Source organism: Glutamicibacter sp. NPDC090743, from assembly GCF_044769125.1.
Lineage (GTDB): Bacteria > Actinomycetota > Actinomycetes > Actinomycetales > Micrococcaceae > Glutamicibacter.
On the sequence record NZ_JBIVXE010000007.1, the window covers coordinates 101,794 to 126,529 of the forward strand.

Annotated in this window: 23 protein-coding genes and 1 tRNA gene; 19 read left to right on the forward strand and 5 right to left on the reverse strand. The window is 61.8% G+C overall.

What is annotated here, in order from left to right; genetic code table 11:
- Positions 1 to 371 precede the first annotated feature (371 nt).
- From ACIQTS_RS15160 to ACIQTS_RS15170, 3 genes are all read left to right on the forward strand, one after another.
- Positions 372 to 1,367, forward strand: coding sequence for an ABC transporter substrate-binding protein (locus ACIQTS_RS15160; RefSeq protein ID WP_332731187.1), 996 nt, complete (start codon positions 372 to 374; stop codon positions 1,365 to 1,367).
- Between the two features lie 99 nt (positions 1,368 to 1,466).
- Positions 1,467 to 2,384 (forward strand): ABC transporter permease, encoded by a 918-nt coding sequence (locus ACIQTS_RS15165; RefSeq protein ID WP_105658396.1) that lies wholly within the window; start codon positions 1,467 to 1,469, stop codon positions 2,382 to 2,384.
- A complete protein-coding gene (locus ACIQTS_RS15170) occupies positions 2,377 to 3,168 on the forward strand; it encodes an ABC transporter ATP-binding protein (protein WP_105662577.1) in 792 nt (263 codons plus the stop codon). The genes ACIQTS_RS15165 and ACIQTS_RS15170 overlap by 8 nt, the downstream gene beginning before the upstream one ends.
- Positions 3,169 to 3,228: 60 nt before the next feature.
- On the opposite strand, the gene ACIQTS_RS15175 is transcribed toward ACIQTS_RS15170, so the two are convergent.
- The 5 genes from ACIQTS_RS15175 to ACIQTS_RS15195 all read right to left on the reverse strand — a co-directional run bounded on the left by ACIQTS_RS15175 (position 3,229) and on the right by ACIQTS_RS15195 (position 6,240).
- A complete protein-coding gene (locus tag ACIQTS_RS15175; RefSeq protein ID WP_402473794.1) occupies positions 3,229 to 3,366 on the reverse strand; it encodes a hypothetical protein in 138 nt (45 codons plus the stop codon).
- Positions 3,367 to 3,433: 67 nt separating this feature from the next.
- Entirely contained in the window at positions 3,434 to 3,559 is a 126-nt protein-coding gene (locus ACIQTS_RS15180) for a hypothetical protein (RefSeq protein WP_402473795.1), read from the reverse strand.
- A gap of 826 nt (positions 3,560 to 4,385) precedes the next feature.
- Positions 4,386 to 4,868, reverse strand: coding sequence for a hypothetical protein (locus tag ACIQTS_RS15185; RefSeq protein ID WP_400290754.1), 483 nt, complete (start codon positions 4,866 to 4,868; stop codon positions 4,386 to 4,388).
- A gap of 276 nt (positions 4,869 to 5,144) precedes the next feature.
- Positions 5,145 to 5,981, reverse strand: a complete 837-nt coding sequence (locus ACIQTS_RS15190) for an SDR family NAD(P)-dependent oxidoreductase (RefSeq protein ID WP_402473796.1) — start codon at positions 5,979 to 5,981, stop codon at positions 5,145 to 5,147.
- Positions 5,982 to 6,164: 183 nt separating this feature from the next.
- A tRNA-Arg gene (locus tag ACIQTS_RS15195) sits at positions 6,165 to 6,240 on the reverse strand.
- Positions 6,241 to 6,406: 166 nt separating this feature from the next.
- Between ACIQTS_RS15195 and argS the strand changes: the two genes are divergently transcribed.
- The 16 genes from argS (at position 6,407) to atpA (ending at position 24,665) form a co-directional block, all read left to right on the forward strand.
- On the forward strand, positions 6,407 to 8,050 hold the full coding sequence (gene argS / locus ACIQTS_RS15200) for an arginine--tRNA ligase (RefSeq protein ID WP_105658399.1): 1,644 nt from the start codon (positions 6,407 to 6,409) through the stop codon (positions 8,048 to 8,050).
- 6 nt (positions 8,051 to 8,056) lie between these two features.
- The gene (lysA, locus tag ACIQTS_RS15205) at positions 8,057 to 9,478 is read left to right on the forward strand and encodes a diaminopimelate decarboxylase (RefSeq protein WP_400290757.1); all 1,422 of its coding nucleotides are present in this window, start codon (positions 8,057 to 8,059) and stop codon (positions 9,476 to 9,478) included.
- Entirely contained in the window at positions 9,479 to 10,765 is a 1,287-nt protein-coding gene (locus ACIQTS_RS15210) for a homoserine dehydrogenase (RefSeq protein WP_400290758.1), read from the forward strand.
- A gap of 1 nt (position 10,766) precedes the next feature.
- Positions 10,767 to 11,867, forward strand: coding sequence for a threonine synthase (gene thrC, locus ACIQTS_RS15215; protein WP_332727313.1), 1,101 nt, complete (start codon positions 10,767 to 10,769; stop codon positions 11,865 to 11,867).
- A 130-nt stretch (positions 11,868 to 11,997) separates the two neighbouring features.
- Positions 11,998 to 12,930, forward strand: a complete 933-nt coding sequence (gene thrB / locus ACIQTS_RS15220; RefSeq protein ID WP_105662582.1) for a homoserine kinase — start codon at positions 11,998 to 12,000, stop codon at positions 12,928 to 12,930.
- 335 nt (positions 12,931 to 13,265) lie between these two features.
- Positions 13,266 to 15,491 carry a transcription termination factor Rho gene (gene rho / locus ACIQTS_RS15225; protein ID WP_402473797.1) on the forward strand — a complete coding sequence of 742 codons (2,226 nt, stop codon included), beginning with the start codon at positions 13,266 to 13,268 and terminating at the stop codon, positions 15,489 to 15,491.
- Between the two features lie 188 nt (positions 15,492 to 15,679).
- Positions 15,680 to 16,753 (forward strand): peptide chain release factor 1, encoded by a 1,074-nt coding sequence (gene prfA / locus ACIQTS_RS15230; protein WP_105658405.1) that lies wholly within the window; start codon positions 15,680 to 15,682, stop codon positions 16,751 to 16,753.
- A 7-nt stretch (positions 16,754 to 16,760) separates the two neighbouring features.
- Positions 16,761 to 17,618, forward strand: a complete 858-nt coding sequence (gene prmC / locus ACIQTS_RS15235) for a peptide chain release factor N(5)-glutamine methyltransferase (RefSeq protein ID WP_400290763.1) — start codon at positions 16,761 to 16,763, stop codon at positions 17,616 to 17,618.
- 34 nt (positions 17,619 to 17,652) lie between these two features.
- A complete protein-coding gene (locus tag ACIQTS_RS15240) occupies positions 17,653 to 18,336 on the forward strand; it encodes an L-threonylcarbamoyladenylate synthase (RefSeq protein WP_105658407.1) in 684 nt (227 codons plus the stop codon).
- Positions 18,333 to 19,454: an MraY family glycosyltransferase gene (locus tag ACIQTS_RS15245; RefSeq protein WP_332488148.1), complete on the forward strand. Its 1,122-nt coding sequence runs from the start codon at positions 18,333 to 18,335 to the stop codon at positions 19,452 to 19,454. Before ACIQTS_RS15240 ends, ACIQTS_RS15245 begins: the two co-directional genes overlap by 4 nt.
- Before the next feature lie 223 nt (positions 19,455 to 19,677).
- The gene (locus ACIQTS_RS15250) at positions 19,678 to 20,058 is read left to right on the forward strand and encodes a hypothetical protein (protein ID WP_133834463.1); all 381 of its coding nucleotides are present in this window, start codon (positions 19,678 to 19,680) and stop codon (positions 20,056 to 20,058) included.
- 285 nt (positions 20,059 to 20,343) lie between these two features.
- Positions 20,344 to 21,135, forward strand: a complete 792-nt coding sequence (gene atpB / locus ACIQTS_RS15255) for a F0F1 ATP synthase subunit A (RefSeq protein ID WP_105658410.1) — start codon at positions 20,344 to 20,346, stop codon at positions 21,133 to 21,135.
- Between the two features lie 107 nt (positions 21,136 to 21,242).
- Positions 21,243 to 21,455 (forward strand): ATP synthase subunit C, encoded by a 213-nt coding sequence (locus tag ACIQTS_RS15260; RefSeq protein WP_013348621.1) that lies wholly within the window; start codon positions 21,243 to 21,245, stop codon positions 21,453 to 21,455.
- An 80-nt stretch (positions 21,456 to 21,535) separates the two neighbouring features.
- Positions 21,536 to 22,090 (forward strand): F0F1 ATP synthase subunit B, encoded by a 555-nt coding sequence (locus tag ACIQTS_RS15265; protein WP_013348622.1) that lies wholly within the window; start codon positions 21,536 to 21,538, stop codon positions 22,088 to 22,090.
- Positions 22,090 to 22,902, forward strand: coding sequence for a F0F1 ATP synthase subunit delta (locus ACIQTS_RS15270; RefSeq protein WP_133834462.1), 813 nt, complete (start codon positions 22,090 to 22,092; stop codon positions 22,900 to 22,902). Before ACIQTS_RS15265 ends, ACIQTS_RS15270 begins: the two co-directional genes overlap by 1 nt.
- Before the next feature lie 125 nt (positions 22,903 to 23,027).
- Positions 23,028 to 24,665 carry a F0F1 ATP synthase subunit alpha gene (gene atpA / locus ACIQTS_RS15275; protein WP_400290767.1) on the forward strand — a complete coding sequence of 546 codons (1,638 nt, stop codon included), beginning with the start codon at positions 23,028 to 23,030 and terminating at the stop codon, positions 24,663 to 24,665.
- The last annotated feature ends 71 nt before the right edge of the window (positions 24,666 to 24,736 follow it).

The window sequence follows — 24,736 nt, forward strand, 5'->3', positions numbered from 1 at the left end:
ATTTTCGTGGTGGCCGCCGGGCCGAAGCCCGATTCGGGGCAGGAAATGTGCTCCCGGACGCATTGCTCCATGAGTCAAATTTTCAGATTGTCCAAGCAATTGTCGACAAGTTCGGGCTGGTAAATACAAAACTTCCAGATTCTGCTTCCCTGCGGAGCATTTGTGTCCACAAGAATCCGTATCAAGATGCAAACGTCTAGGAATCGACCGTGATTGTAGGCAAGGTGAGGTCGTTCACATGTAAGATCGGGGGTAATCATCGACGTGATGCCTGGACGGTTCCCGCATGCTGCGCACCAGTTGCGCTTCATAATCAGGCTTCCGCGCTATCGGTGGGAATCACTCGCAAGGGAACTTTGAAAGGAACTTCAATGAAGAGCTTCACCGCCATGAAATTCGCTGCCATCGCAGCAGCTGGCGCACTGGCCCTGACCGCCTGCGGCGGCAGTGGCGAGCAGGGCACCGCGGAGGGCGGCGACGAGGCCGTCAAGATCGGCATCTCCCAGTTCGTCTCGCACCCTTCGCTGGACGCAGTGGTCACCGGCTTCAAGGCAGGCATGGAAGAAGCAGGCTACACCGGCGAGAAGATCAGCTACGACGAGAACAACGCCGAAACCGATCAGGCTACCAACACCTCGATTGCCGGCAAGCTCGCCGCTGATTCGGATATCGACCTGGTGCTGGCAATTGCTACCCCGTCGGCCCAGGCCGCGGCGCAGGCGATCACCAAGGTACCGGTCCTCTTCTCCGCTGTGACCGACCCGGTTGATGCCAAGCTGGTCGCCTCCAATGAAGCTCCGGGCGCGAACGTCACCGGCACTTCGGACATGAACCCGGTCGACGAGCAGCTGCAGTTGCTCAAGGACCTGGTGCCCGATGCCAAGAAGGTGGGCATTGTCTACTCCTCGGGCGAAGCCAACTCCGCAGTCCAGGTGAAGATGGCCAAGGAAGCAGCCAAGAGCCTGGGGCTGACCATTGAAGAAGCCGCTGTCTCGGCGTCCAGCGAAGTCCAGCAGGCCGCCAGCTCGCTGGATGTCGACGCGTACTACGTTCCGACTGACAACGCAGTCGTTTCCGCCCTGGAAGGCCTGCTGCAGGTTGCCGAGAAGAACGGCGTGCCGGTCATTTCGGCTGACGGCGAGTCCGTCAAGCGCGGTGCTACCGCAACCTACGGCATCAACTACGAGAAGCTGGGCGCGCAGACCGCTGCCATGGCCGTGAAGCTGCTCAAGGGCGAGGCCGAGCCGGCAACCCTGCCGGTGGAGACCATCTCCGAGGTCGATCTCTACCTGAATGAAGATGCCGCCAAGAAGGCAGGCATCGAATTCACCGACGAGATGAAGTCCGAAGCCGTAGAGGTCTACTAAGCCCCGGCAACAACTTACCGACGCAAGGCGAGGCGCATAACCTGGTGCCTCGCCTTTCGTCGTGATTACCTGCAAAACTTACAACTCAAGGATCCACACATGATCACAGCGGTTGAACTCGGCCTGATTTACGCCATCATGGCGCTCGGGGTGTATCTGACCTTCCGTATCCTGGACTTTCCCGACCTGACTGTCGACGGCAGCTTCACCACCGGTGCCGCCGTCGCCTCGGTGGGCATCGTGAACGGGATGAATCCCTGGCTGGCCACCGTGCTGGCCTTCTTCGCCGGCATGGTTGCCGGTGTCATTACCGGCCTGCTGCATACCAAGGGCAAGATCGACGGCCTGCTCGCCGGCATCCTGACCATGATCGCGCTGTACTCGATCAACCTGCGCATCATGGGCAAGGCCAACACCCCCTTGCTGGGGGAGGAGACCCTGATCAGCCCGATGCGCGTCTCGGGCCTGCTCGGCTCATGGGCGTCGGTGGCCATCCTCTTTGCCGTCTGCCTGGTCTTCGTGGCAGCGATCGTCTGGTTCTTGCACACCGAGCTGGGCATGGCCATGCGGGCCACCGGCGACAACCAGGAAATGATCCGTTCCTTCGGCGTGAGCACCGACAACCAGAAGATCCTGGGCCTGGCGCTGTCCAACGGACTGGTGGCGCTGTCCGGTGCGGTCATCGCCCAGTACCAGGGCTTCGCCGATATCGGCATGGGCATCGGCCTGATCCTGATCGGCCTGGCCTCGGTCATCGTCGGCCAGGCGATCTTCACCCAGCGTTACATCTGGCTGGCCGCCATCGCGGTGGTCTTCGGCGCAGTAATCTACCGCCTGGTGATCCAGATGGCCCTGTCGGCAGGCCTGGAGGTCAACGACATGAAGCTGATCTCCGCGGTCCTCGTCGTCGTCGCCCTGCTGCTGCCGAAGTGGAAGGGCTTCCAGAAGATCATCAAGAACTTCAAGCGCACCCCAGCAGCAGTTGAAACCAAGGAAGAGGTTCGCACCAATGCTTGAAATCAAGAACCTGTCGCGCACGTTCTTCCCGGGAACTGTCAACGAGCGCAAGGCGCTGCGCAACATCAACCTGAACCTGTCCGACGGTGAATTCGTCACCGTCATCGGCTCCAACGGCGCCGGCAAGTCCACCGTGCTGAATATGGTTGCAGGCAAGCTGCAGCCCGATGCCGGTTCGGTGTCCATCGCGGGGAAGAACGTCACCAGGATGGCCGACTACACCCGCGCCAAGTACATCGGCCGGGTATTCCAGGACCCGATGGCCGGCACTGCGCCGACCATGTCCATCGAGGAGAATATGGCTCTGGCCTACGCCCGCGGCCGTTTCCGCGGGCTGGGCCTGGGCGTAGGCACCAAGCGGCGCGAGCTGTTCGTCGAGGAGCTCAAGAGCCTGGAACTCGGTTTGGAAGGCCGCTTGAAAACCAAGGTGGGCCTGCTCTCGGGCGGCCAGCGCCAGGCGCTGAGCTTGCTGATGGCCACCTTCTCCAAGCCCAAGATCCTGCTGCTCGATGAGCACACCGCGGCCCTGGATCCGCAGCGTGCCGCGCTGGTCTCGCGCCTGACCAAGGAAATTGTCGAACGCCACCAGCTGACCACGTTGATGGTGACGCACAATATGGAACAGGCGTTGCAGCTGGGCACCCGGCTGATCATGATGCACGACGGGCAGATCATCCTGGACCTGGACCAGGAAGAGAAGTCCAAGATGACCGTCAAGGGCCTGCTGGAGGAATTCAGCAAGATCAAGGGCGCACAGCTCGATGACAAGACCATGCTCCAGTAATTAAGTGCTGGGCACAGACCCCGTCTTCTCTGATAAACGAGAAGACGGGGTCTGTCGGTTTTAAGGCAGCGGTTTGCGCAGGCGGTGCTCGACGCGTCCCGAGCTCCGGTCGATGACTTGCTGTCCTGTCCATTGGTACCCGCAACGGCGATAGAGCGCCTCGGCACGTGCATTGCCGGCGATCAGCAGACTGGACATGGCTGGGGCAGTGACCAGCAGGATAGATCAGTTCTACACCTGTCGGCCTGCCTGCGCTGTCAAGATTCTAATTCACGAGGTACGGCATAGTGGAAGACTCGATTTCTGCCGTTTCAACTGCTGGCTCATGAGAGAGCGCGACATACGCGGCCGCAGCTCTGGCATCATAGGTGGCATTAATGGGTTTACTCATGCAGCTGATCTTCGATACTCAATATGAATTTGAGAAATATTCATGCAATTAAAGATGCATTGCTATAAACCTGCCTAGGATTAACACCTTCTGCGAAACGAATGGTGGACTATTGAGAACCCATAGCGCGTACATAGCTGCAGCGACAGGAGTCGTCGGTCTGGCTCTCATCACTGGATTGCTGTCGGGTTGCTCTTTGACTGGGAAATACTCCGATGAAACCTGCGATGGCCGCAAACCCGTCAGCTCGTTAGAGCAGGCGGGCACGGAATTGGTAGTTGCTGCGTATGCTGGCGATCGCACTGGAGTTTGCCGGGTTACTTCGCCATTTCCAGGAGGAAACCTGAATGACGAGATGGTCAGCCAGACTCGGCAGATTCTAGAGAACCACGGCATTACACCTGAAAATGTGTCGGTCGTGGTTGGAGAGCAGTTTGGAAGCGCAGTATCCGTTCACCTGACTGACGGTAACCAGTATGCTCGGCACTCACTGTGGGTCGGTGGCCATAGTATCCGTGAGGAAGGATTCACTATAGGGCTACCGGAGGAACTGTATCCTGCTGCGCCCGAGCATCCGGCGTCCCAGTCATCCACGGTTGATCCCTAAGCTTTGCAATTCTAGTGATTCAGGATTCTTGGTATCCGGGTATCTCGTAAGCGCGATACAAAGCGAAATTTCCCCGGCTATTGCTCTAAGTGGAGCTTTGGTTCCCTCTCGGCAATGCCGGTTAGGCTTTCGCCGAATCATTAGCGCGGACAGTCAGCTGCCGCGCGATGTCTTTAGGCTTTTCGCCTAGTGTCCAAATGAAACATCGGAAACGCCTGTTTATTCTTCATTCGTGGCATAAACAGTGACCCAGACTCCCACCGGCTCTTTGAATTCGAGCTGTACCTCATTGGTGTTGATTTGATGTGCCGGGGTAGAAAGACTCGTATATATTTCTGAATTCGAATCGCAACCACTCGCACCGGTTTTTGATCCACCTAGCAGGATAATCTCCCAAGGGGACGTTGCATCACATGAAATTATGAAGCCAACTGAATCAAATCCTCCGGGAAGATCCCCGAGGCGCAGAGTGGTCGAGCCCACGGAATGAGTTTCATTGAGAATCTGGAAGGAGTCTTCGCTCTGGGCGAGGAATTCGGCATGCTTCTTTAGGGAATCTGGCGATTCCGAGGTGCTGGCCGACGTATCTGACGAAGGAATCTCTCCAAGCGCTGTCTCAGGGGAAGTCGAAGGGCTGCATGAAGACAGTGCCAAAGCAATCACAGAAGCAAGTGAAATGATTCCAAAGAGGCGTTTCGTCATGTGTCAAGATTATCTTTTAGCGGGATAAAATCAAGAGTTCATGAGAGTACTTCGATTTCCCACGTTTTCGCTCGGGTAGTTTGCCGAGGAACTCTTGAATGGCAGCGATGCGAATTCAGTGTCGAGTGGATGGCGTATCGCTCTTTCCATCAAGCGGTGGGCAGTTAGCGGCCACGGGCAATTTGATGCGGGTATCGCCATCTCGGATTGATGACGAGCCCGGTCCATGCCGGCAGTAGTTCCCGAATAGGCCGGTCGGGTCGACTCCAAGATCCCCTAAGTGCAGTTCTGGATTTGAAGCAAGGCCGCCGAGCGGTCCCAGAGTTGCTTCGCTAGTACCTCATCATGGATCAGCGGGTTGACCTTCGATGCGATCTTTCCCGACTCGTAGTAGGCGCCCGGTTCGAATTGCACGCCAGGCTTCGCCTCCGCAAGCCAGACGAGCTGGTCGGCGCCCTTGCTCGAGTCGACCGTGAAGAAGCGCCTAAGCGGACCGTGGTAAAGGAACTTCAATAACCCCTTGGAGTCGGAGGCGAAACTGGTGCCAACGATCCCGGGGTGGAACGCCACGGCGTTAAGCCCGGAACCGCCAAAGCGCCGCTGTAATTCCGAGGTGAACAGAATGTTCGCCAACTTTGCATTGCCGTAGGCGGCCCTCGGTGAGTAGCTGTTTTCGCCCTGTAGGTCCGCAATGTCGAATTTGGCCATGAGACGCGCAGCCATGCTGGCGGTCTGAATGACCGTGGCACCCGAATCGATTAGTCGTTGCAACAACAGATTCGTGAGCAGGAAGGGCGCGAGGTGATTGACTTGGAAAGTCTTTTCGAATCCATCCACGGTCAGTTCGCGCTCTGCCTTGATCCCGCCGGCATTATTAGCCAGCACATCAATTCGGGGATACTTCTGGAGCAACTGCGTGGCCAGGCCGCGTACCTGTGCGAGCTGGCTGAAGTCTGCCACGAAATAGCTGGCGCCTAGCTCATGGGCGATGGCCTGGGTTTTGGTTTGCGACCGACCGACAACGACAATCAGGTGCCCCTGTCGTGACAGTTCTCGGGCCGATGCGGCCCCGATCCCGTCGCTGGCTCCGGTAATGAGAATGGTTTTTTTCATGGTGCCCTTAAACGCTTGTCGGTTTATCCGAGTTTAGGGCCTAGCCGAAGCTAAAGGTTGTGGCGACGGGGAAGCTGCCAGAAAATGCTGACAGGAGATTATTCGCGGCCTCGCGCGAGCTGCGGCGTGAGAAGAAGAGCGAAAAAAATAGCAGGCCCTGGTAACCAGGACCTGCAATTTAGGTGGTGCCCCTGAAAGGAATCGAACCTTCGGCCTTCTGCTCCGGAGGCAGACGCTCTATCCACTGAGCTACAGAGGCGTGTTGCTGGGCAACAGGAAAAATACTATCAGGTCGTCACTTGATCTGCGCAATTCCAGCACCCTGGCACCCATGTGTTGCAAAAGTCACCGGGTTGGGCCAGTCTCACAGGCGATGCAAGTCATGAATGCTGAAGAAGCACGGCAATTGCCGGTATTCTTGAACGGTGACTCCTGAAGAACTCTCCGCAGCAATATCCGCATGCCTCACCGAAGCCGTAGCCGCCGGCGAAATCTCCGTCGAGGTGCCAGAGACCGTACGCGTGGACCGCCCGAAAAGCCGTGAACACGGCGACTGGGCAACCAACATCGCGCTGCAGCTGGGCAAGAAGGCCGGCATGGCCCCGCGCGACTTCGCCCAGATCCTGGCCACCCGACTTGCTTCGGTCCCAGGAGTCGGCGCCGTGGACATCGCAGGTCCCGGCTTCCTGAACATCACCCTCGAAGCCGGCGCTGCCGGCGAGCTGGCCCGCACCATCGTCGAGGCGGGTTCCGCCTACGGCAGCAACGAGGCCCTGGCCGGCCACGTGGTCAACATGGAATTCGTTTCCGCGAACCCCACCGGCCCGCTGCACATCGGCCACACCCGCTGGGCCGCGCTGGGAGATGCCATCTCCCGCGTGCTGCGCGCTTCGGGCGCTTCGGTGACCAGCGAGTACTACATCAACGATGCCGGCAACCAGATGAACGTCTTCGCCCGTTCGGTGTACAACCGCATCCACGGCCTGCCAGTGCCAGAGGGCGGCTACCCGGGCGAATACATCAAGGAACTGGGCGACGCCGTCCTGGCCCAAGCCCCGCAGCTGCGCGAGCTGGACGAAGCAGAAGCAATTCCTGCCCTGCGCGACGCCGCCTACAAGGCGCAGCTCGAAGACATCAAGTCCACCCTGGCCGACTTCGGCGTCAGCTTCGACGTGTTCTTCTCCGAAACCACCTTGCATGAGGGCGGTGCGGTGGCTGACGCCGTGGCACGCCTGCGCGAACAGGGCCACATCTTCGATCTGGAGGGCGCGGTTTGGCTGCGCACCACCGACTTCGGCGATGACAAGGACCGCGTGCTGATCCGCGCCAACGGCGAGCCGACCTACTTCGCCGCCGATGCAGCCTACTACCTGTCCAAGAAGGACCGCGGCTTCGAAGAGAAGATCTACCTGCTGGGCGCCGACCATCACGGCTACGTCAACCGCCTGAAGGCGATCGCCGCCTGCGCGGGAGATGACAAGGACAAGAACATCGAGGTGCTGATCGGCCAGCTGATCTCCGTCAACGGAGCCAAGCTGTCCAAGCGCGCGGGCAACATCATCGAGCTGCGCGATTTGATCAACTGGATCGGCGCCGACGCGCTGCGCTACTCGCTGGCCCGTTTCCCGGCTGATTCGCCGATCGCGCTGGATCCAGAGCAGCTGAAGAAGAACACCAATGACAACCCGGTGTTCTACGTCCAGTACGCCCATGCCCGTTCGTGCGCCGCGGCCCGCAATGCCGCCGCCAAGGGCGTGACCCGTGACGGCTTCGATGCCGCGCTGCTGACCGACCCGACCGAAAACGAGCTGCTGGCCGTGCTCGGCCAGTTCCCGTCGGTGGTTGCCGGTGCCGCGGAATTCCGCGAACCGCACCGCATTGCCCGTTACCTGGAGCAGGTCGCCGGCGCCTACCACTCGTGGTACGCCGCAACCCGCATCACCCCGGTGGGCGAAGGCGAAGCGGTCGCGCCGGTGCACGGCACCCGCCTGTGGCTGAACGACGCCGCCACCACCGTTTTGGCAAATGGATTGGAACTGCTGGGCGTTTCCGCCCCAGAGAGGATGTAAGACCTTATGGCCGTATCGCCGCTAGCCCCGCAATGGCTGCAATTCCCGGAAAACATCAACGCACTTCGACAGATCGAGTGGGCTTCGGGGGTTTCCCGCGAGGCTGGCGGCGAACTGTCCATCCAGGGCCTTCCCGTCTCCCAGCTGGCCGCCGAGTTCGGCACCCCGCTGTTCGTGCTCGACGAGAACGACTTCCGCGCCCGCGCCCGGGGTTTCAAGACCGCCTTCGACGACGCGTTCAGGCAGCTGTGCGGGGGAGTCGACGTCTACTACGCCGGCAAGGCGTTCTTGTGCACCGAGGTGGCCCGCTGGGTGACCGACGAGGGCCTGCGCCTGGATACCTGCTCCGGGGGCGAACTGGCCGTGGCCAACGCCGCCAAGGTGCCCGCTGCCAACCTCTCGCTGCACGGGAACAACAAGTCGGCTGCTGAGATCACCCGCGCCATCGAAATGGGCGTCGGGCGCCTGGTCATCGACTCGCTGGACGAGCTGGACCGGGTGATTTCGATCGCTGACGCCATGGGCCAGAGCGCGCAGGTCATGCTGCGCATTACCCCCGGCGTGCACGCCTCCACCCATGAGGCCATTGCCACCGCGCACGAGGACCAGAAGTTCGGGCTGTCCATCCTGGACGATGCCTCCGGCACTTCTCCTGCGCTGCGCGCGGTCGCCCAGGCGATCGAGGCGCAGAACATCAACCTGCTGGGCCTGCACGCCCACATCGGTTCGCAGATCTTCGAGGCCGAAGGCTTCGCAATGGTCGCCCGCACCATGCTCGGCCTGCTGGCCAAGATCCGCTCGATTCATGGTGTTTCCCTGCCCGAGCTGGATCTGGGCGGCGGCTACGGCATTGCCTACACCTCCGAGGACCACCCCTCCACCCCGGCCAAGCTGGCCGGGCAGATGGCCGAAGTGGTCTCGGCGACCTGCACCGAACTCGAGCTGGAATGCCCGCGCATTTCCATCGAGCCGGGCCGCGCCATCGCCGGCCCGAGCACCTTCACCCTCTACGAGGCCGGCGTGCGCAAGGACGTCCAGGTGGAAGACGAGGCCGGAGCCCTGCACCCGCGCCGCTACCTTTCGGTGGACGGCGGGATGAGCGACAACCCGCGCCCGGTGCTCTACGACGCGCAATATACCGCCGTGCTGGCTAGCCGTATGACGCAAAACGACGCAATTATTTCTCGTGTAGTTGGGAAACATTGCGAGTCAGGTGACATAGTCGTGAAGGACGTTTACCTGCCCGATGACGTGGCGGCCGGCGATTTGATCGCCGTTCCGGCCACCGGCGCCTACTGCTGGGCGCTGTCGAGCAATTACAACTACCTCACCCGCCCCGCGGTGGTAGCGGTACGCGATGGCCAAGCCCGTCTGATCGTGCGCAGGGAAACGGAAACAGACTTGTTGGCCCGTGACATGGGAGTTTAATTGAGCGGCGAAAAGAACCTGAAGGTAGCCCTGCTGGGTTGCGGCACGGTCGGAGCCCAGGTGGCCCGGATCCTGCTGGAAGATGCAAATGAACTGGCTGCCCGCTCGGGCGCCGGCCTGCAGCTGATCGGCATTGCCGTGCGCACACCGGATGCCAAGCGCGATGCAGTGCTGCCCCAGGAGCTTTTCACCACCGACGCCCACGGGCTGATCGCCCAGGCCGATGTGGTCATCGAACTGCTCGGCGGCATGGAGCCGGCCGGCGAATACATCGCCGCCGCCCTTGCCAAGGGTGCCAGCGTCATCACCGGCAACAAGGCGCTGATTGCGCTCAAGGGCGCCGAACTGAACGCGATCGCTGCCGACAACGGCGCCCAGCTGCGCTACGAGGCCGCGGTGGCCGGGGCCATCCCGATCCTGCGCCCGATTGCGGACTCGCTGGCCGGGGACCACATCACCAAGGTGATGGGCATCGTCAACGGCACCACCAACTTCATCCTCGACGCCATGGACACCACCGGTGCCGCGTTCGACGACGTGCTGGCCGAAGCCCAGGCGCTGGGCTATGCGGAAGCCGATCCCACCGCCGACGTGGGCGGGCACGATGCCGCCGCGAAGGCCGCGATCCTGGCTTCGCTGGCCTTCCACACCACCGTGTCCTCGGACCAGGTCTGGACCCAGGGCATCACCGAAGTTAGCGCCGCCGATGTCGCGGCCGCGGCCGCCGCCGGCTACGTGATCAAGCTGCTGGCCATCGCCGAGCAGGCCGAAGCCGGGATTTCGGTGCGCGTCTACCCGGCGCTGGTGCGCCGCAGCCACCCGCTGGCTACCGTGCATGGCGCGTTCAACGCCGTGTTCGTCGAAGCGCAGAACGCCGGCGACCTGATGTTCTACGGGGCTGGAGCCGGCGGCAACCCGACCGCGTCGGCGGTCATGGGCGACGTCGTTGCCGTGGCCCGCCAGATCGCTGCCGGAGCCCCGCTGCCCAACGGCTCGGTCAACCAGGCGCCACGGATGCTGGACTTCGAGGCCATCGACACCCGCTACTGGATTGGCCTGTCGGTCAAGGACCAGTCCGGCGTGCTGGCAGCCATCGCCACCGTCTTCGGCGAGCACGGGGTCTCCATCGAGTCGATGAGCCAGCAGGTGGACGCCGAAGCCGGCGCGCAGCTGCGCATCCTGACCCACCAGGGCACCGAAGCGGCCCTGGCCAGCACCGTCGAGGCGCTGACCGCGCTGGACACGGTGCACTCTGTTCTATCCGTTATGCGAGTTGAAGGAAACTAACGTGGCTCACCAGTGGCGCGGAGTGATCCGCGAATATGCCGATCGCCTGCCAGTAGACGAAAACACCAAGGTCATCACCCTGGGCGAGGGCGGCACCCCGCTGGTCTACGCCCCGGCGCTGTCGGCGCAGACCGGCAACGAGGTGTACCTGAAGGTCGAGGGCATGAACCCGACCGGTTCCTTCAAGGACCGCGGCATGACCATGGCGATGACCGCCGCGGTGGCTGCCGGCGCCAAGGCCGTGGTGTGCGCCTCCACCGGCAACACCTCCGCTTCGGCCGCCGCCTACGCAACCCAGGCCGGGCTGAAGTGCGCGGTGCTGGTTCCGGATGGCAAGATCTCCATGGGCAAGATGTCCCAGGCGATCGCCCACGGTGCGGACATCATCCAGATCGACGGCAACTTCGACAACTGCCTGGAAGTTGCGCGCAAGCTCAGCGAGAACTACCCGGTGTTCCTGGTGAATTCGGTGAACCCGGCCCGCATCCAGGGCCAGAAGACCGGCGCCTTCGAGGTCGTCGACTTCCTGGGCGACGCCCCGGATTACCACCTGCTGCCGGTAGGCAACGCGGGCAACATCACCGCGTACTGGAAGGGCTACAAGGAGTATTCCTCCAAGTGGACCAACGAAGCCGGCAAGGAACTGGAGCCGGTGTCCACCAAGAACCCGGTCATGTGGGGGTTCCAGGCTGCCGGGGCCGCCCCGATCGTGGCCGGCCACCCGATCACCGAACCGGATACCATCGCCACCGCCATCCGCATCGGCAATCCGGCATCCTGGGAACAGGCCGAAGCCGCCCGCGACGAATCCGGCGGGCAGATCGACTCGGTCACTGACGAGCAGATCCTCGAAGCCCACCGCTGGCTTTCCAGCCGCGAAGGCGTCTTCGTGGAGCCAGCTTCGGCAGCCGGCGTGGCCGGCCTGCTCAAGCACCACGCCGCCGGCACTGCGCCGACCGGCAAGAAGATCGTGATCACCGTGACCGGCCACGGCCTGAAGGACCCGGACTGGGCCCTGAAGCAGGCCGACGGCTCGGAAGTTGCGCCGAAGAAGGTGGCCTTCGACGTGGTCGAGGTCGCCGGCGCGCTGGGCCTGGCCTAGCGTCTTTTCGCCGGCCAGCCGCCGGCGGCACGACGGCCCGCCGCGTCATTGGCTCTCCCGGACCGGGGGAGCCAATCGCGGCGGGCCGTTGCGCACCTGATACCTATCGCACCGAATTCTTGAAGGAACCATGACGCAGCAGATCGCCCTGGGCCAGAAGTTGATCGTTTCCCCGCCGGCCACCTCAGCCAACCTCGGTCCCGGCTTCGACTCGCTGGGCCTGGCCCTGGAATACCGCGACCGCCTCGAAGTGCGCACCGCGCAGTCCAGCAGTGTCGAGATTTTCGGCGATGGGGCGCAGGAGCTGCCACGCGATGAGTCGCATCTGATCATCAAGGAAATGCACCGTTACTGGAAAGACGCCGGTTTTGAACCGGTAGGCGTCCAGCTGGTCGCGCATAACAACATCCCGCACGCGCGCGGCATGGGATCCTCGGCCGCGGCGATCGTCGCGGCCTACGCCGCCGCCGATGCGCTGCTTCCGGCCCCAGCCCGTGGCGGGACCGAGCGGATCTTCCAGGCGGCTGCAGCGTGGGAAGGGCACCCGGACAATGTGGCTCCGGCGGTCTTTGGCGGACTGAGCATCTCTGCCACCGATGCCGCCGGCAGCTTCAGCTCGGTGCAGGTGCCCCTGCACCCGGACCTGCGCGCAGTGCTGGCGATCCCGTCCAATGGCTTGTCCACCGAGGTCGCGCGCGGCGCGCTGCCTGCACAGGTCGACCACGCGGTAGCCGCGGCGAACAGCGCGAGCGCCGCGCTGCTGATCCATGCGCTGAGCAACGATCCGCGCCAGCTGCTGGGCGGCACCAAGGACTACCTGCACCAGGACTATCGCGCCGCGGCCATGCCCGAAAGCGCGGCGCTGATTGCCAAGCTGCGCGGTGCAGGACTGGCCGCAGTGGTGTCCGGCGCCGGACCGACCGTGTTGACCCTGGTGGCCAGCGATGAACAGGTCGCTGCCGTGCAAGCAGCCATCGATGAATTCTCTGCAGGATCTCCAGTGTCTTGGCGTGCTGAAGTTCCCAAGCTGGCTGCCAACGGTGTTACAGTAGAAGTGCTGTAACACCATGGCAGGCCGGATAGCTGGGCAGTAGCCCGGTCCGAATCCTTTGTGGCCAGTGTTGATGCGGATAAATTCGGTTCTCGAACCCCATTTCATCCGTCCAGCCGTCCCGGATCTTCCTGCAGTTCGCAGCAACTTTGATATCCCGCATTCAGGTACGTCTTCGTGCCTAGGAGATGTCAGTCTCTCTAATCCACTGCAGTTTTGCCCCGAATTCTGGGCCATCTTGCGGGGAGAAAGTGAAGTAGCCACGAAATCTTCGGCTGCTGAACATCATTTACGGCATAGTGGGCCTGCCTTGAAGCGGCCCATCCTACGAGTCAGAAGGAACTTTCGTGACCGAAACCACGAGCCTCAACGAAGGCGTGGACACCAAGACTTCCGAAAACAAGAGCGCCGGACTGGCCTCTTTGAAAATGACCCAGCTCCAGCAGTTGGCTTCGCAGCTGGGTATCACCGGCGGTTCGCGGATGCGCAAGGCTGATCTGGTCAAGGCCATCGGCGACCACCAGCGCGGTGGCTCCGTTGCCGCCAAGGATGCCAAGGCCGCACAGGAAGCGAAGTCTGCCAAGACCGAAGCTCCCGCAGCGAAGGCTGAAGCTCCAGCCGAGCAGGCCAAGGAAACCAAGACCCGTGCACGTCGTGCGCCAAAGGCCGCGGCCCAGGCGCAGGCTGAGACCGAGAGCGCACCAGAGGCCGGCGCGGCTGCTGAAGCTCCGGCTGAAAAGCCAGCTCGCGCACGCCGCACCTCGCGCCGTGTGACCGACTCGGGCAAGGTTGCGGCTCCTGCCGAAGCCAACGAAGCCGCTACCGAGGCTCCAGCCGAGAACCAGGCAGCAGCCGAGGAGTCCAAGGCTCCACGCCAGCGCCGCAACTCGCGGAACAACAAGCCGGTTGACCAGCCAGCAGAGCAGGTAGCCGAGCAGGCCGAGGCACTGGCGGAGAACGCCGAGAGCAACGGCGAAGCACGCGAAGAGCGCCGCGAGCGCGGCAACCGCCGTGAGCGTGGCAACCGCCGCGATCGCAACACCGAGCGCACCGAAGTTGCCGAGTCGGAGAACGCTGAAGAGCGCACCGACCGCCGCGAAGAGCGCCGCGAGCGCAACAACCGCCGCAACGAGCGCAACAACGACCGCAATGAGCGCAACAACGACCGCAACGAGCGCAATAACGATCGTGCTGAGCGCAACAACGATCGCAACAACGACTCGAACGACTCGGAGAACGCCGAGGACCGTTCCGAGCGTGGCGACCGCAATGACCGCCGCGAACGCCGCGAGCGCAACAACGACCGCAACGATCGCAATGACCGCAGCAACCGCCGCGAGCGCAACAATGATCGCAACGATCGCAACAACGACCGGAACAACCGCAACCGCCGCAACCGCCGTGATGACGACGAGCCGCAGCTGAGCGAGGACGACGTCGTATTGCCGATCGCCGGCATCCTGGACGTGCTGGAGAACTACGCCTTCGTGCGCACCTCCGGCTACCTGCCCGGCCCGAACGACGTCTACGTCACCCTGGGCCAGGTCAAGAAGTACAACCTGCGCAAGGGCGACGCCATCGTTGGCGCCATCCGCCAGCCACGCGAGGGCGAGACCCCGAACCCGCGCCAGAAGTTCAACGCCCTGGTGCAGCTGACTTCGGTCAACGGCAAGAAGCCAGAGGACAACCGCGAACGCGTCGAGTTCAACAAGCTCGTCCCGCTGTACCCGACCGAGCGCCTGCGCCTGGAAACCGATCCGAAGCTGGTCGGCCCGCGCGTCATCGACCTGGTCGCGCCAATCGGCAAGGGCCAGCGCGGCCTGATCGTTTCGCCTCCGAAGGCCGGCAAGACCTTGATCCTGCAGGCCATTGCCAACGCGATCACCATCAACAACCCAGAAGTGCACCTGATGATGGTGCTCGTTGATGAGCGTCCCGAAGAAGTCACCGACATGCAGCGCACCGTGAAGGGCGAGGTCATCGCCTCGACCTTCGACCGCCCGGCCGATGACCACACCACCGTGGCCGAGCTGGCCATCGAGCGCGCCAAGCGCCTGGTGGAAATGGGCATGGATGTCGTGGTCCTGCTGGACTCGATGACCCGCCTGGGCCGTGCCTACAACCTGGCAGCTCCGGCCTCGGGCCGCATCCTCTCCGGCGGCGTCGACTCGGCAGCGCTGTACCCGCCGAAGCGCTTCTTCGGTGCAGCCCGCAACATCGAGAATGGCGGCTCGCTGACCATCCTGGCTACCGCCCTGGTGGAGACCGGTTCCAAGATGGACGAGGTCATCTTCGAGGAATTCAAGGGCACCGGCAACATGGAGCTGCGCCTTTCGCGCCAGCTGGCCGAGAAGCGCATCTTCCCGGCAGTGGATGTCAACGCTTCCTCGACCCGCCGCGAAGAGCAGCTGATGAGTGCCGAAGAGGTGCGCATCATGTGGCGCCTGCGCCGCATGCTCTCGGGCATCGATCCGCAGCAGGCACTGGAAGTGCTCACCGGGAAGATCCGCGAAACCGGATCGAACGCGGAATTCTTGATGCTGGTCAACAAGACCACTCCAAACAAGGATTAGCACCACCCACCGCCATGGCGTCCAGCCAGCTTGCCGCACCGGCAGCTGGCTGGACGCCATCGGCGCGTAGTGACACCTCGCACGCCGGCCCCGGCCGGCGCAGCGTTTAGAATTGAATTCCAGCAGTGCCCCAGCCGCAATAGCCGGCGGCACTGCGCGGAAAACGCCAACAAGGAAGCACACCCACCATGTTCGAGTCCGTCAAGTCGCTACTAGAAGAGCATGCCGCAATCCAGGCGCAGCTCTCGGATCCAGCGGTGTACGCCGACCAGGCGCTGGCCCGCAAGCTCGGCCGCCGCTCGGCACAGCTGAACGGCATCGTCGAGGCCTACAACAAGTGGCACGCCGCCACCGAGGACCTGGAAGCAGCCAAGGAAATGGCTGACGAGGATCCGGACTTCGCAGAAGAGGTGGAAACCCTCACCGCCGCCCTGCCAGAGCTCGAGGAGAAGCTGCGCCGCCTGCTGATCCCGCGCGACGAGAACGACGGCCGCGACGTGATCCTCGAAGTCAAGGGCGGCGAGGGCGGCGACGAAGCAGCGCTGTTCGCAGCCGACCTGCTGCGCATGTACACCCGTTTCGCCGAGCACAAGGGCTGGAAGGTGGAGATGATCTCCTTCAACGAGTCCGACCTCGGCGGCTACAAGGACGCCCAGGTTGCCATCAAGGGCAAATCGAATGACCCGGCCGAAGGCGTCTACGCCCAGCTGAAGTTCGAAGGCGGCGTGCACCGCGTGCAGCGCGTGCCGGTCACCGAATCCCAGGGCCGCATCCACACCTCGGCTGCCGGCGTGCTGGTCCTGCCCGAAGTGGACGAGCCCGAAGAAGTCGACATCCACCAGAACGACCTGAAGATCGACGTCTACCGTTCCTCGGGCCCCGGCGGCCAGTCGGTGAACACCACCGACTCCGCGGTGCGCATTACCCACCTGCCCACCGGCATCGTGGTGGCCATGCAGAACGAGAAGTCGCAGATCCAGAACCGCGAAGCCGCGATGCGCGTGCTGCGTTCGCGCCTGCTGGCCCACCAGCAGGAGATCATCGACAAGGAGAATTCGGCCCAGCGTGCAAGCCAGATCCGCACCATGGACCGCTCCGAGCGCATCCGCACCTACAACTACCCGGAAAACCGCATTGCCGACCACCGCACCGGCTACAAGGCCTACAACCTTGACGCCGTGATGGACGGGGACCTGCAGCCGGTGGTTGAATCCTGCATCCAGATGGACGAGGAAGAGCGCTTGGCAGCGCTGGGCGAGTAACGACGCCTTGGAAGAACTCACTGCCGTACGCCGCCAGGCGATTGCGGCGCTGGCCGACGCCGGGGTGCCAAGCCCCGGCGTCGACGTCGACCTGCTGCTGTGCCACGTGCTGGGCATTGACCGCTCGGAACTGAAGCTGCGCGAACTGCGTGGCGAGGGCCTCGACCCTGGAAGCCGGGAGCAGTTCACCGCCCTGGTGGCCGCCCGGCGCACCCGCATCCCGCTGCAGCACCTGACTGGCGTGGCGTACTTCCGCTACCTGGAGCTGAAGGTGGGACCGGGAGTATTCACCCCGCGGCCGGAAACCGAAACCGTGGTGCAGCTCGGCCTTGATTTCCTGGCCGGCCAAGGCATCGGCACCCCGCGGTGCATTGATTTGTGCTCGGGCTCCGGCGCCATTGCAGCGTCCGTGGCCAGCGAAGTGCCAGCAGCCAGCGTCTGGGCCGTGGAGCTCTCGGACGATGCCATTGGCTACACCCGGGCCAACTGCGAGCCGCACCGGGTCACCGTGCTGCACCAGGATGCCACGCAAGTTCCCGGGGAGCTGGAAGGCACCATGGACCTGGTGATCTCCAATCCGCCGTATATTCCGCCCAACGCGGTTCCGCGCGAAGTGGAAGTGCGCGAGCACGACCCGGAAATGGCGTTATACGGGCTCGGGGAAGACGGACTGGACATTCCGCGAGCCATTACCGCCCAAGCCATGAAGCTCTTGCGTCCCGGCGGCTACTACGTGATGGAACACGCCGAAGTGCAGCGCGAAACCGCGGCAGCCATGCTGCACGCGGCCGGTTTCACGCAGGTAGCTGGCCATGAAGATTTGACCGGGCGCGCCCGCGCCACATCCGGCTACGCGCCGCAATAACCAAACCACACCCAGTGCATGAAAGAATGATCCCGTGAGCACAACATTTTCGGTAAGCAACGAGCAGGAACACGCTGAAGGCATCGCCGCAGCCAAGGCCGCGCTGGCGGACAAGCGCTGCATCGTCTTGCCTACAGATACCGTCTACGGGATCGGCGCCGATGCATTCAGCGCCCAGGGCGTGGCGATGCTGCTGGCCGCCAAAGGCCGCAACCGCACCATGCCCCCGCCGGTGCTGATCGCCCAGAGTTCCACCATGGACGGATTGGCCAGGGACATCCCCGAGGCCGCGCGCAAGCTGGCCGAAGCGTTCTGGCCAGGCGGACTGACCCTGATCCTGCAGGCCCAGCCTTCGCTGACCTGGGATCTGGGGGAGACCCGCGGCACCGTGGCGCTGCGCGTGCCCAACGACGACACCGCCTTGGAACTCCTGGGCCAGACCGGCCCGCTGGCCGTGTCCTCGGCCAACCGCACCGGCAACGCGGCGGCGCTGGATGTCGAGCAGGCTTTCGCTCAGCTCGGGGAGTCGGTGGATGTCTACCTCGACGGCGGCCCGCGCGGCGAGGCCGGGGAAGAGGTCCTGCCATCGACCATCATCGATTGCACCGGCCAGAACCTGCAGGTGGTTCGCTCGGGCGCGATTTCCATTGAGGAATTGCGCGTGGTCGTCCCTGGCATTCTCGATTTGGGACAGGACGCACCGGAAACCGGCGCATGAGAACATACGTACTGCTCATAGCATTCAGCTTTACGGTTTCGTTCCTGCTCACCCCGATCATCCGCACCCTTGGCCACCGTTTCACCGGCAACCAGCTGGTGCGCGAACGCGACCAGCACGAAAAACCGATCGTGAAGTTCGGCGGCCTGGCGATTATCGCCGCTTTCGCCGCAGGGCTATGGCTGGCCAGCAACTTCCACTTCTTCCGCGGGGTCTTCGGCAATGACGACGCCATCCGCGGAATCGCCTACGCCCTGGGCGTCATCGTGCTCATGGGCCTGGCCGATGACATGTTCGACCTCAAATGGTGGCTGAAGCTCGCCGGCCAGATCCTGATCGGCTGGCTGGTCGCCACCAACGGAATCGTCATCCAGTCCCTGCCAGTGGGTTCGTGGCAGATCGATGAGCAATGGATGCAGATTTCGGTGACGATTTTCCTGATCGTGCTGACCATGAACGCGATCAACTTCTCCGATGGATTGGATGGCCTGGCCGCGGGCCTGGCCGCCATTGGCGCGGCGACCTTCTTCGTGTACTCCTATGTACTGGCCACGCACGTGAGCGCCGATGACTACGCGAACATCGGGGCCTTGCTCTGCGCCTTGCTGCTCGGTGCCTGCCTGGGCTTCTTGCCGCACAACTTCAACCCGGCGAATATCTTCATGGGGGAGACCGGCGTTCTCGCCATCGGCATGATCCTCTCGGTGGCCGCGGTGGCGGTGACCGGTGATGTGCAGGGCCTGGAGGCCCGGCGCTTCCGCAACATCCCGGCCTACATGCCGATGCTGCTGCCGATGGTGATCGTCTTCCTACCAGTACTGGACCTTGTACTCTCGGTCTTCCGCCGGCTGGCCAACAAACGCTCACCCTTTTCCCCGGATGCCAAGCACATCCACCACCGGATGCTGGCCCAGGGCCACTCGGTGCGCCAATCGGTAGTTCTGCTCTACCTGTGGGCCGCCGTGATTGCAGTCTCAGTGGTTTCCATCGCCTTCATCCCGGTCATTCTGGTGGTCCCGATGGCCTTGCTGTTGTTCCTAGTGGCAGCGGTTGCAACGTGGCGCCCCCTGGTGATCAAGCGGGTCGAGGCCTTACGCAAGCGCATGGGCAAAGCCTAGCCCGATCAAATAGCGGGGTAACGCACAAGCAATCTGTTTCTATCTCGTGTAGAATTCAATCTGGATCTTCTTTCATCTGTTCTTTAGGGAATAGGTGGAAGTTTCAAGTTTCATCAGCATCGATGGGTGCACGATGGTTCCTCGGTGTTGACGAAGAAAGGTTGCGGACGTGAATTCTGGTTCTGCCCGCGTCAGTGCTTCGTCAGCCCCGAAATCCATCTGGTTGCCGATTCTTGGCTTGTCACTGGTGTATTCGCTGATCGCTACCGCCATATTTTTCCTGATTTCATGGTTGGTTGCCGATCTTCGCTACGCGCTTTCTGGCGCGCTGGCTGCCGGGATTGTGATTGGCTTTTTCGCGATTGGCATTCTCATTGCCGAAGCTGCAGGGCGAATTCGCCACTCGTGGGCCATGCCCGCGTTCTTGGGTGTCTTTGTCATCAAGGTTTTTGGCATCGCCTTCGTGTTGTTGAACCTGGGGTTGCCCGATTGGGTTAATCGCCAGGGATTCGTTCTTGCAGCAGCTATCTCCCTTGTTGCCTGGCAGGTTGGCGAGGTGCGTGCTTTCATGAAGGCGCGCCTGGCTATCTACAACGAGGAATAGAGTATTCCGCGCGACTTTGTGTCGGTGGGGTGCTGTGAGTTTGATAAGCTTACTTCGGGTCATTTTTGGCCGTCCGCTCAACTGCGGGCGGAATACGCAATATGCATCCGCGGGGTAACCCGCAGATGGACCTTCATCAGGGTTGATGCTTCTGGCATGGGCCATGATGGGATCCCCGTTTGATCTTTTCTTCACACGGTGAGAGGCAGTTACCGCCAGTCACCGCCTTTTGCCCGTGACCGTTACTGCAGAGAGGACAGCGCGTTGTTCGCGTTTGCGCTCCCAATGGCCTCAGAAGAAGGCGGCTTCGTACCGCCATCCGTTTCCGATACCCACCTCCCGGATCTTTTCCCGTGGATGGCTGAGTACGGCACGGGTTTCGGCAAGCAGATGCTCATGATCGTTTTGTCGATCGTGCTTATCTCTTGGTTCTTCACCGTGGCCATCAAGAACCCGAAGCTGGTTCCAGGCAAGATGCAGTACATCGCTGAGTCCGGTTACGCGTTTGTACGTAACGGAATTGGCCGCGACATCATCGGCGAGAAGAACTTCCGTCCTTGGATTCCTCTGCTGTTCGCGACCTTCTTCTTCGTACTGCTGAACAACCTCTTCGGCGCGATTCCGTTCCTGCAGCTTCCATCGTTCTCACACGCTGGTTCTGCATACGCGATGGCTATCATCATCTACGGCACCTGGATTGCTGTAGGCCTGAAGAACCACGGTATCCGCTACTTCAAGTTGGCCGTCGTCCCGTCCGGTGTTCCGGGCTGGATCATGCCACTGATGATTCCGTTGGAAATCATTTCTAACTTCATCGTTCGCCCGCTGACGCACTCGCTGCGTTTGATGGCAACGATGCTGGCCGGTCACATGATCGTGATGCTGGCAGCTGCCGGCGCTCGTCACCTGATCGTTGTCCAGGACTCCCTGGCCATGAACGGCCTTGGCATCCTGGTCATCGTTGGCTCGGTCGCCATGTACTTCCTGGAACTGCTGATCATGGTCCTGCAGGCGTTTGTTTTCGCCCTGCTGACCGCGATCTACCTCCAGGGTGCAATCGAAGCCGACGCCCACTAGGCCAACACTTCTTTTCTTCCAACCCATAAAGATCTTCCTTGAGTCGCTCAAGGAATACCTCACAACCTACCGGCAAAAGCTCGGTATCTTGAAAGGAACATAATCACATGTTGCACGGCTCCCTGAATATGATCGGCTACGGCCTGGCTGCTATCGGTTCGGCTATCGGCGTTGGCTTGATCTTCGCTGCCTACATCAACGGTGTTGCACGTCAGCCTGAGGCTCAGCGCATCCTGCAGCCAATCGCCATGCTTGGCTTCGCACTTGCTGAAGCACTGGCCATCCTGGGCCTGGTCTTCGCTTTCGTCATCGGCGCCTAGTCTTTTCGCAACTGTAGTGGCCTCGCCACTATCGCGAGGCGTACACACAAGCGGAAACTAGTAGATAAGGAATAGTGAGAATGAACAGCACTGATTTCATCCTCGCTGCGAGCGAATCGGTCAACCCGCTGTTGCCGAACCCGTGGGAAATTCTCGTCACGGGTGTTGGTTTCGCGGTCCTTCTGTTCATCGTCATCAAGGTAATTGCTCCAAAGTTCGAGCAGTCCTATGAAGATCGCGTCACCGCGATCGAAGGTGGCCTTGAGAAGGCTGAAGCAGCGCAGAAGGAAGCAGAGGAGACCTTGGCACAGTACAAGGCCCAGCTTCTGGAAGCACGCACCGAAGCAAACCGCATCCGTGAGGAAGCTCGTAGCGAAGGTGCTCAGATCCTTGCGGATCTGAAGACCAAGGCAACCGATGAGGCAGCTCGTATCACCGAGCAGTCGCACCGCCAGATCGAAGCTGAGCGCGTATCCGCTCTGGCTTCGCTCCGCACCGACGTGGGCGCATTGGCTACCGAGCTTGCAAGCAAGGTTGTTGACGAAGCTCTGCAGGACGATGCCCGTGCCCAGCGCGTGGTTGACAAGTTCCTGACCGATTTGGAAGCTCAGCAGAACGCAGGTGCATCGAACTAATGGCAAGTGTATCGAGCGAGTCACTGGCAAAGGCTTTGGCGTTCCTGGAACCCAAGCTGGCACTGGCATCTATTGAGCTGCCTAAGGAACTGTTCGCGGTCCTGGAAGTACTGGATGCAAATGCCGGTCTCCGCCGCGCAATGACTGACCCAGCCCGTGGAAATGCCGACAAGGCAGGCCTTTTGGCTCAGCTGCTGCACGGTAAGGTCTCGGCTGACGCCGAGGACGTCGTCGCACAGCTGGCTTCTACCCGCTGGAGCTCGGAACGCGACATTAGCGATGCGCTCGAATCGCTGGCTGTCACTGCGGTCACCGCAGTGGCAGAGCAGCAGGACGGCGCTTCGGGGCTGAACAAGCTGGAGCAGGATCTGTTCTCCTTCATCGAGGCAGTGCGTGGCAATCACGAACTGCAGCGTGCGTTGGATGATGCACAGGCCCCAGTCGAGGCTAAGCGCACTCTCGCGCTGAAGCTCGTGCCTAACGCGTCGCAGACCTCGCAGGTTTTGATCTCCCAGGCAGTTTCGAACCCCCGCGGTTTGAAGCCAGCAGCCTTGGTTGGACGTTTCGTAGAGCTCGTGGCCAAGCGCCAGCAGCGCTGGATTGCCTCGGTAACCAGCTCTGTAGAACTTTCCGAAGCCCAGCTTTCGCGCCTGGAGACCAGCCTGAACAAGCTATACGGTCGTCAGCTCAAGCTCAACGCCACTACCGACCCATCGCTGGTCGGTGGACTGGTAGTCAAGGTTGGCGACGAAGTTGTCGACGCTTCCGTGGCATCACGCGTGGCCGAGTTGCGCCGCGCCTTGGCCAGCTAGGACTCATTGGGCTAGGGAGTGATCCTTCGCCTGGTGTTCCTGGCTGCCAGGACCACAACAGACTTCATTCACATTCGATTCGGTCCAATGGACCGGATCACAATTTAGGAGAGCAGGGACTGCAGATGGCCGATTTGACCATCAATGCCAACGACGTCCGCGATGCCCTAAACGAGTTCGCATCTTCCTACGAACCGGGTAAGGCAGAGCGCACCGAGGTGGGACGCGTCGTCGCCGCGAGCGACGGCATCGCCAGAGTGGAAGGCCTTCCTTCCGTCATGGCCAACGAGTTGCTGAAGTTCGAAGATGGCACCCTGGGCCTGGCCCAGAACCTCGATACCCGCGAAATCGGTGTCGTTGTGCTTGGTGACTTCACCGGCATCGAAGCTGGCCAGAAGGTAGAGCGCACCGGCGAGATCCTTTCGGTTCCAGTTGGCGACGGCTACCTCGGCCGCGTGGTTGACCCATTGGGCGAGCCACTGGACAACCTGGGCCCAATCGCTTCCGAGGGCCGCCGCGCCCTGGAGCTTCAGGCACCAGGCGTCACCCAGCGCAAGAGCGTGCACGAGCCAATGCAGACCGGTCTGAAGGCTATCGACGCCATGATCCCGATCGGCCGTGGCCAGCGTCAGCTGATCATTGGTGACCGCCAGACCGGTAAGACCGCTATCGCGGTTGACACCATTCTGAACCAGCGCGCCAACTGGGAATCCGGCGACCAGACCAAGCAGGTTCGCTGCGTCTACGTGGCAATTGGCCAGAAGGCATCGACCATCGCTGCCGTACGCCAGACCCTCGAAGAGCAGGGTGCACTGGAATACACCACCATCGTGGCTTCCCCCGCATCTGACCCAGCAGGCTTCAAGTACTTGGCACCATACGCAGGCTCGGCCATCGGCCAGCACTGGATGTACGGTGGCAAGCACGTTCTGATCGTCTTTGATGATCTGTCGAAGCAGGCTGAAGCCTACCGTGCCGTGTCCCTGCTGCTGCGCCGTCCGCCAGGACGCGAAGCTTACCCAGGTGACGTCTTCTACCTGCACTCCCGCCTGCTTGAGCGTTGCGCCAAGCTGTCGGACGAGTTGGGTGCAGGTTCGATGACTGGTCTGCCAATCATCGAAACCAAGGCCAACGACGTGGGCGCGTTCATCCCGACCAACGTCATCTCGATCACCGACGGCCAGATCTTCTTGCAGTCGGACCTGTTCAACGCCAACCAGCGTCCAGCAGTCGACGTGGGTATCTCCGTATCCCGCGTTGGCGGCTCGGCTCAGGTCAAGGCCATGAAGAAGGTTTCCGGTACTTTGAAGCTTGAATTGGCTCAGTACCGCGACATGCAGGCATTCGCGATGTTCGCTTCGGACCTGGATGCTGCTTCCAAGCAGCAGCTGACCCGTGGTGCACGCCTGATGGAACTGCTCAAGCAGGGCCAGTACACCCCATACCCAGTCGAAGACCAGGTCGTTTCGATCTGGGCCGGCACCAACGGTTACCTGGACGATGTCCCGGTTGAGGATGTACGCCGCTTCGAGGGCGAGTTCATCGACTACCTGCGCCACCGCACCGACGTGCTGACCGTGATCGGCCAGACCGGCAAGCTGGAGAACGAGACTCTGGAAGCCATGAAGACCGCTGTTGCGGACTTCAAGGCCGGCTTCTTCGGCGAAGGTGACGACAAGCTTGTCGCCGCCGGACACGAAGAGCACGACGCTCTCGATTCCGAGTCCGTTGACCAGGAACAGATCGTCAAGCAGAAGCGCTGACAATTTCCTTACGAGGGGGAGCGGCGCCGGTAACGGCGCCGCCCTCCCGAAGTAGGGGATAAGGAAAGGAC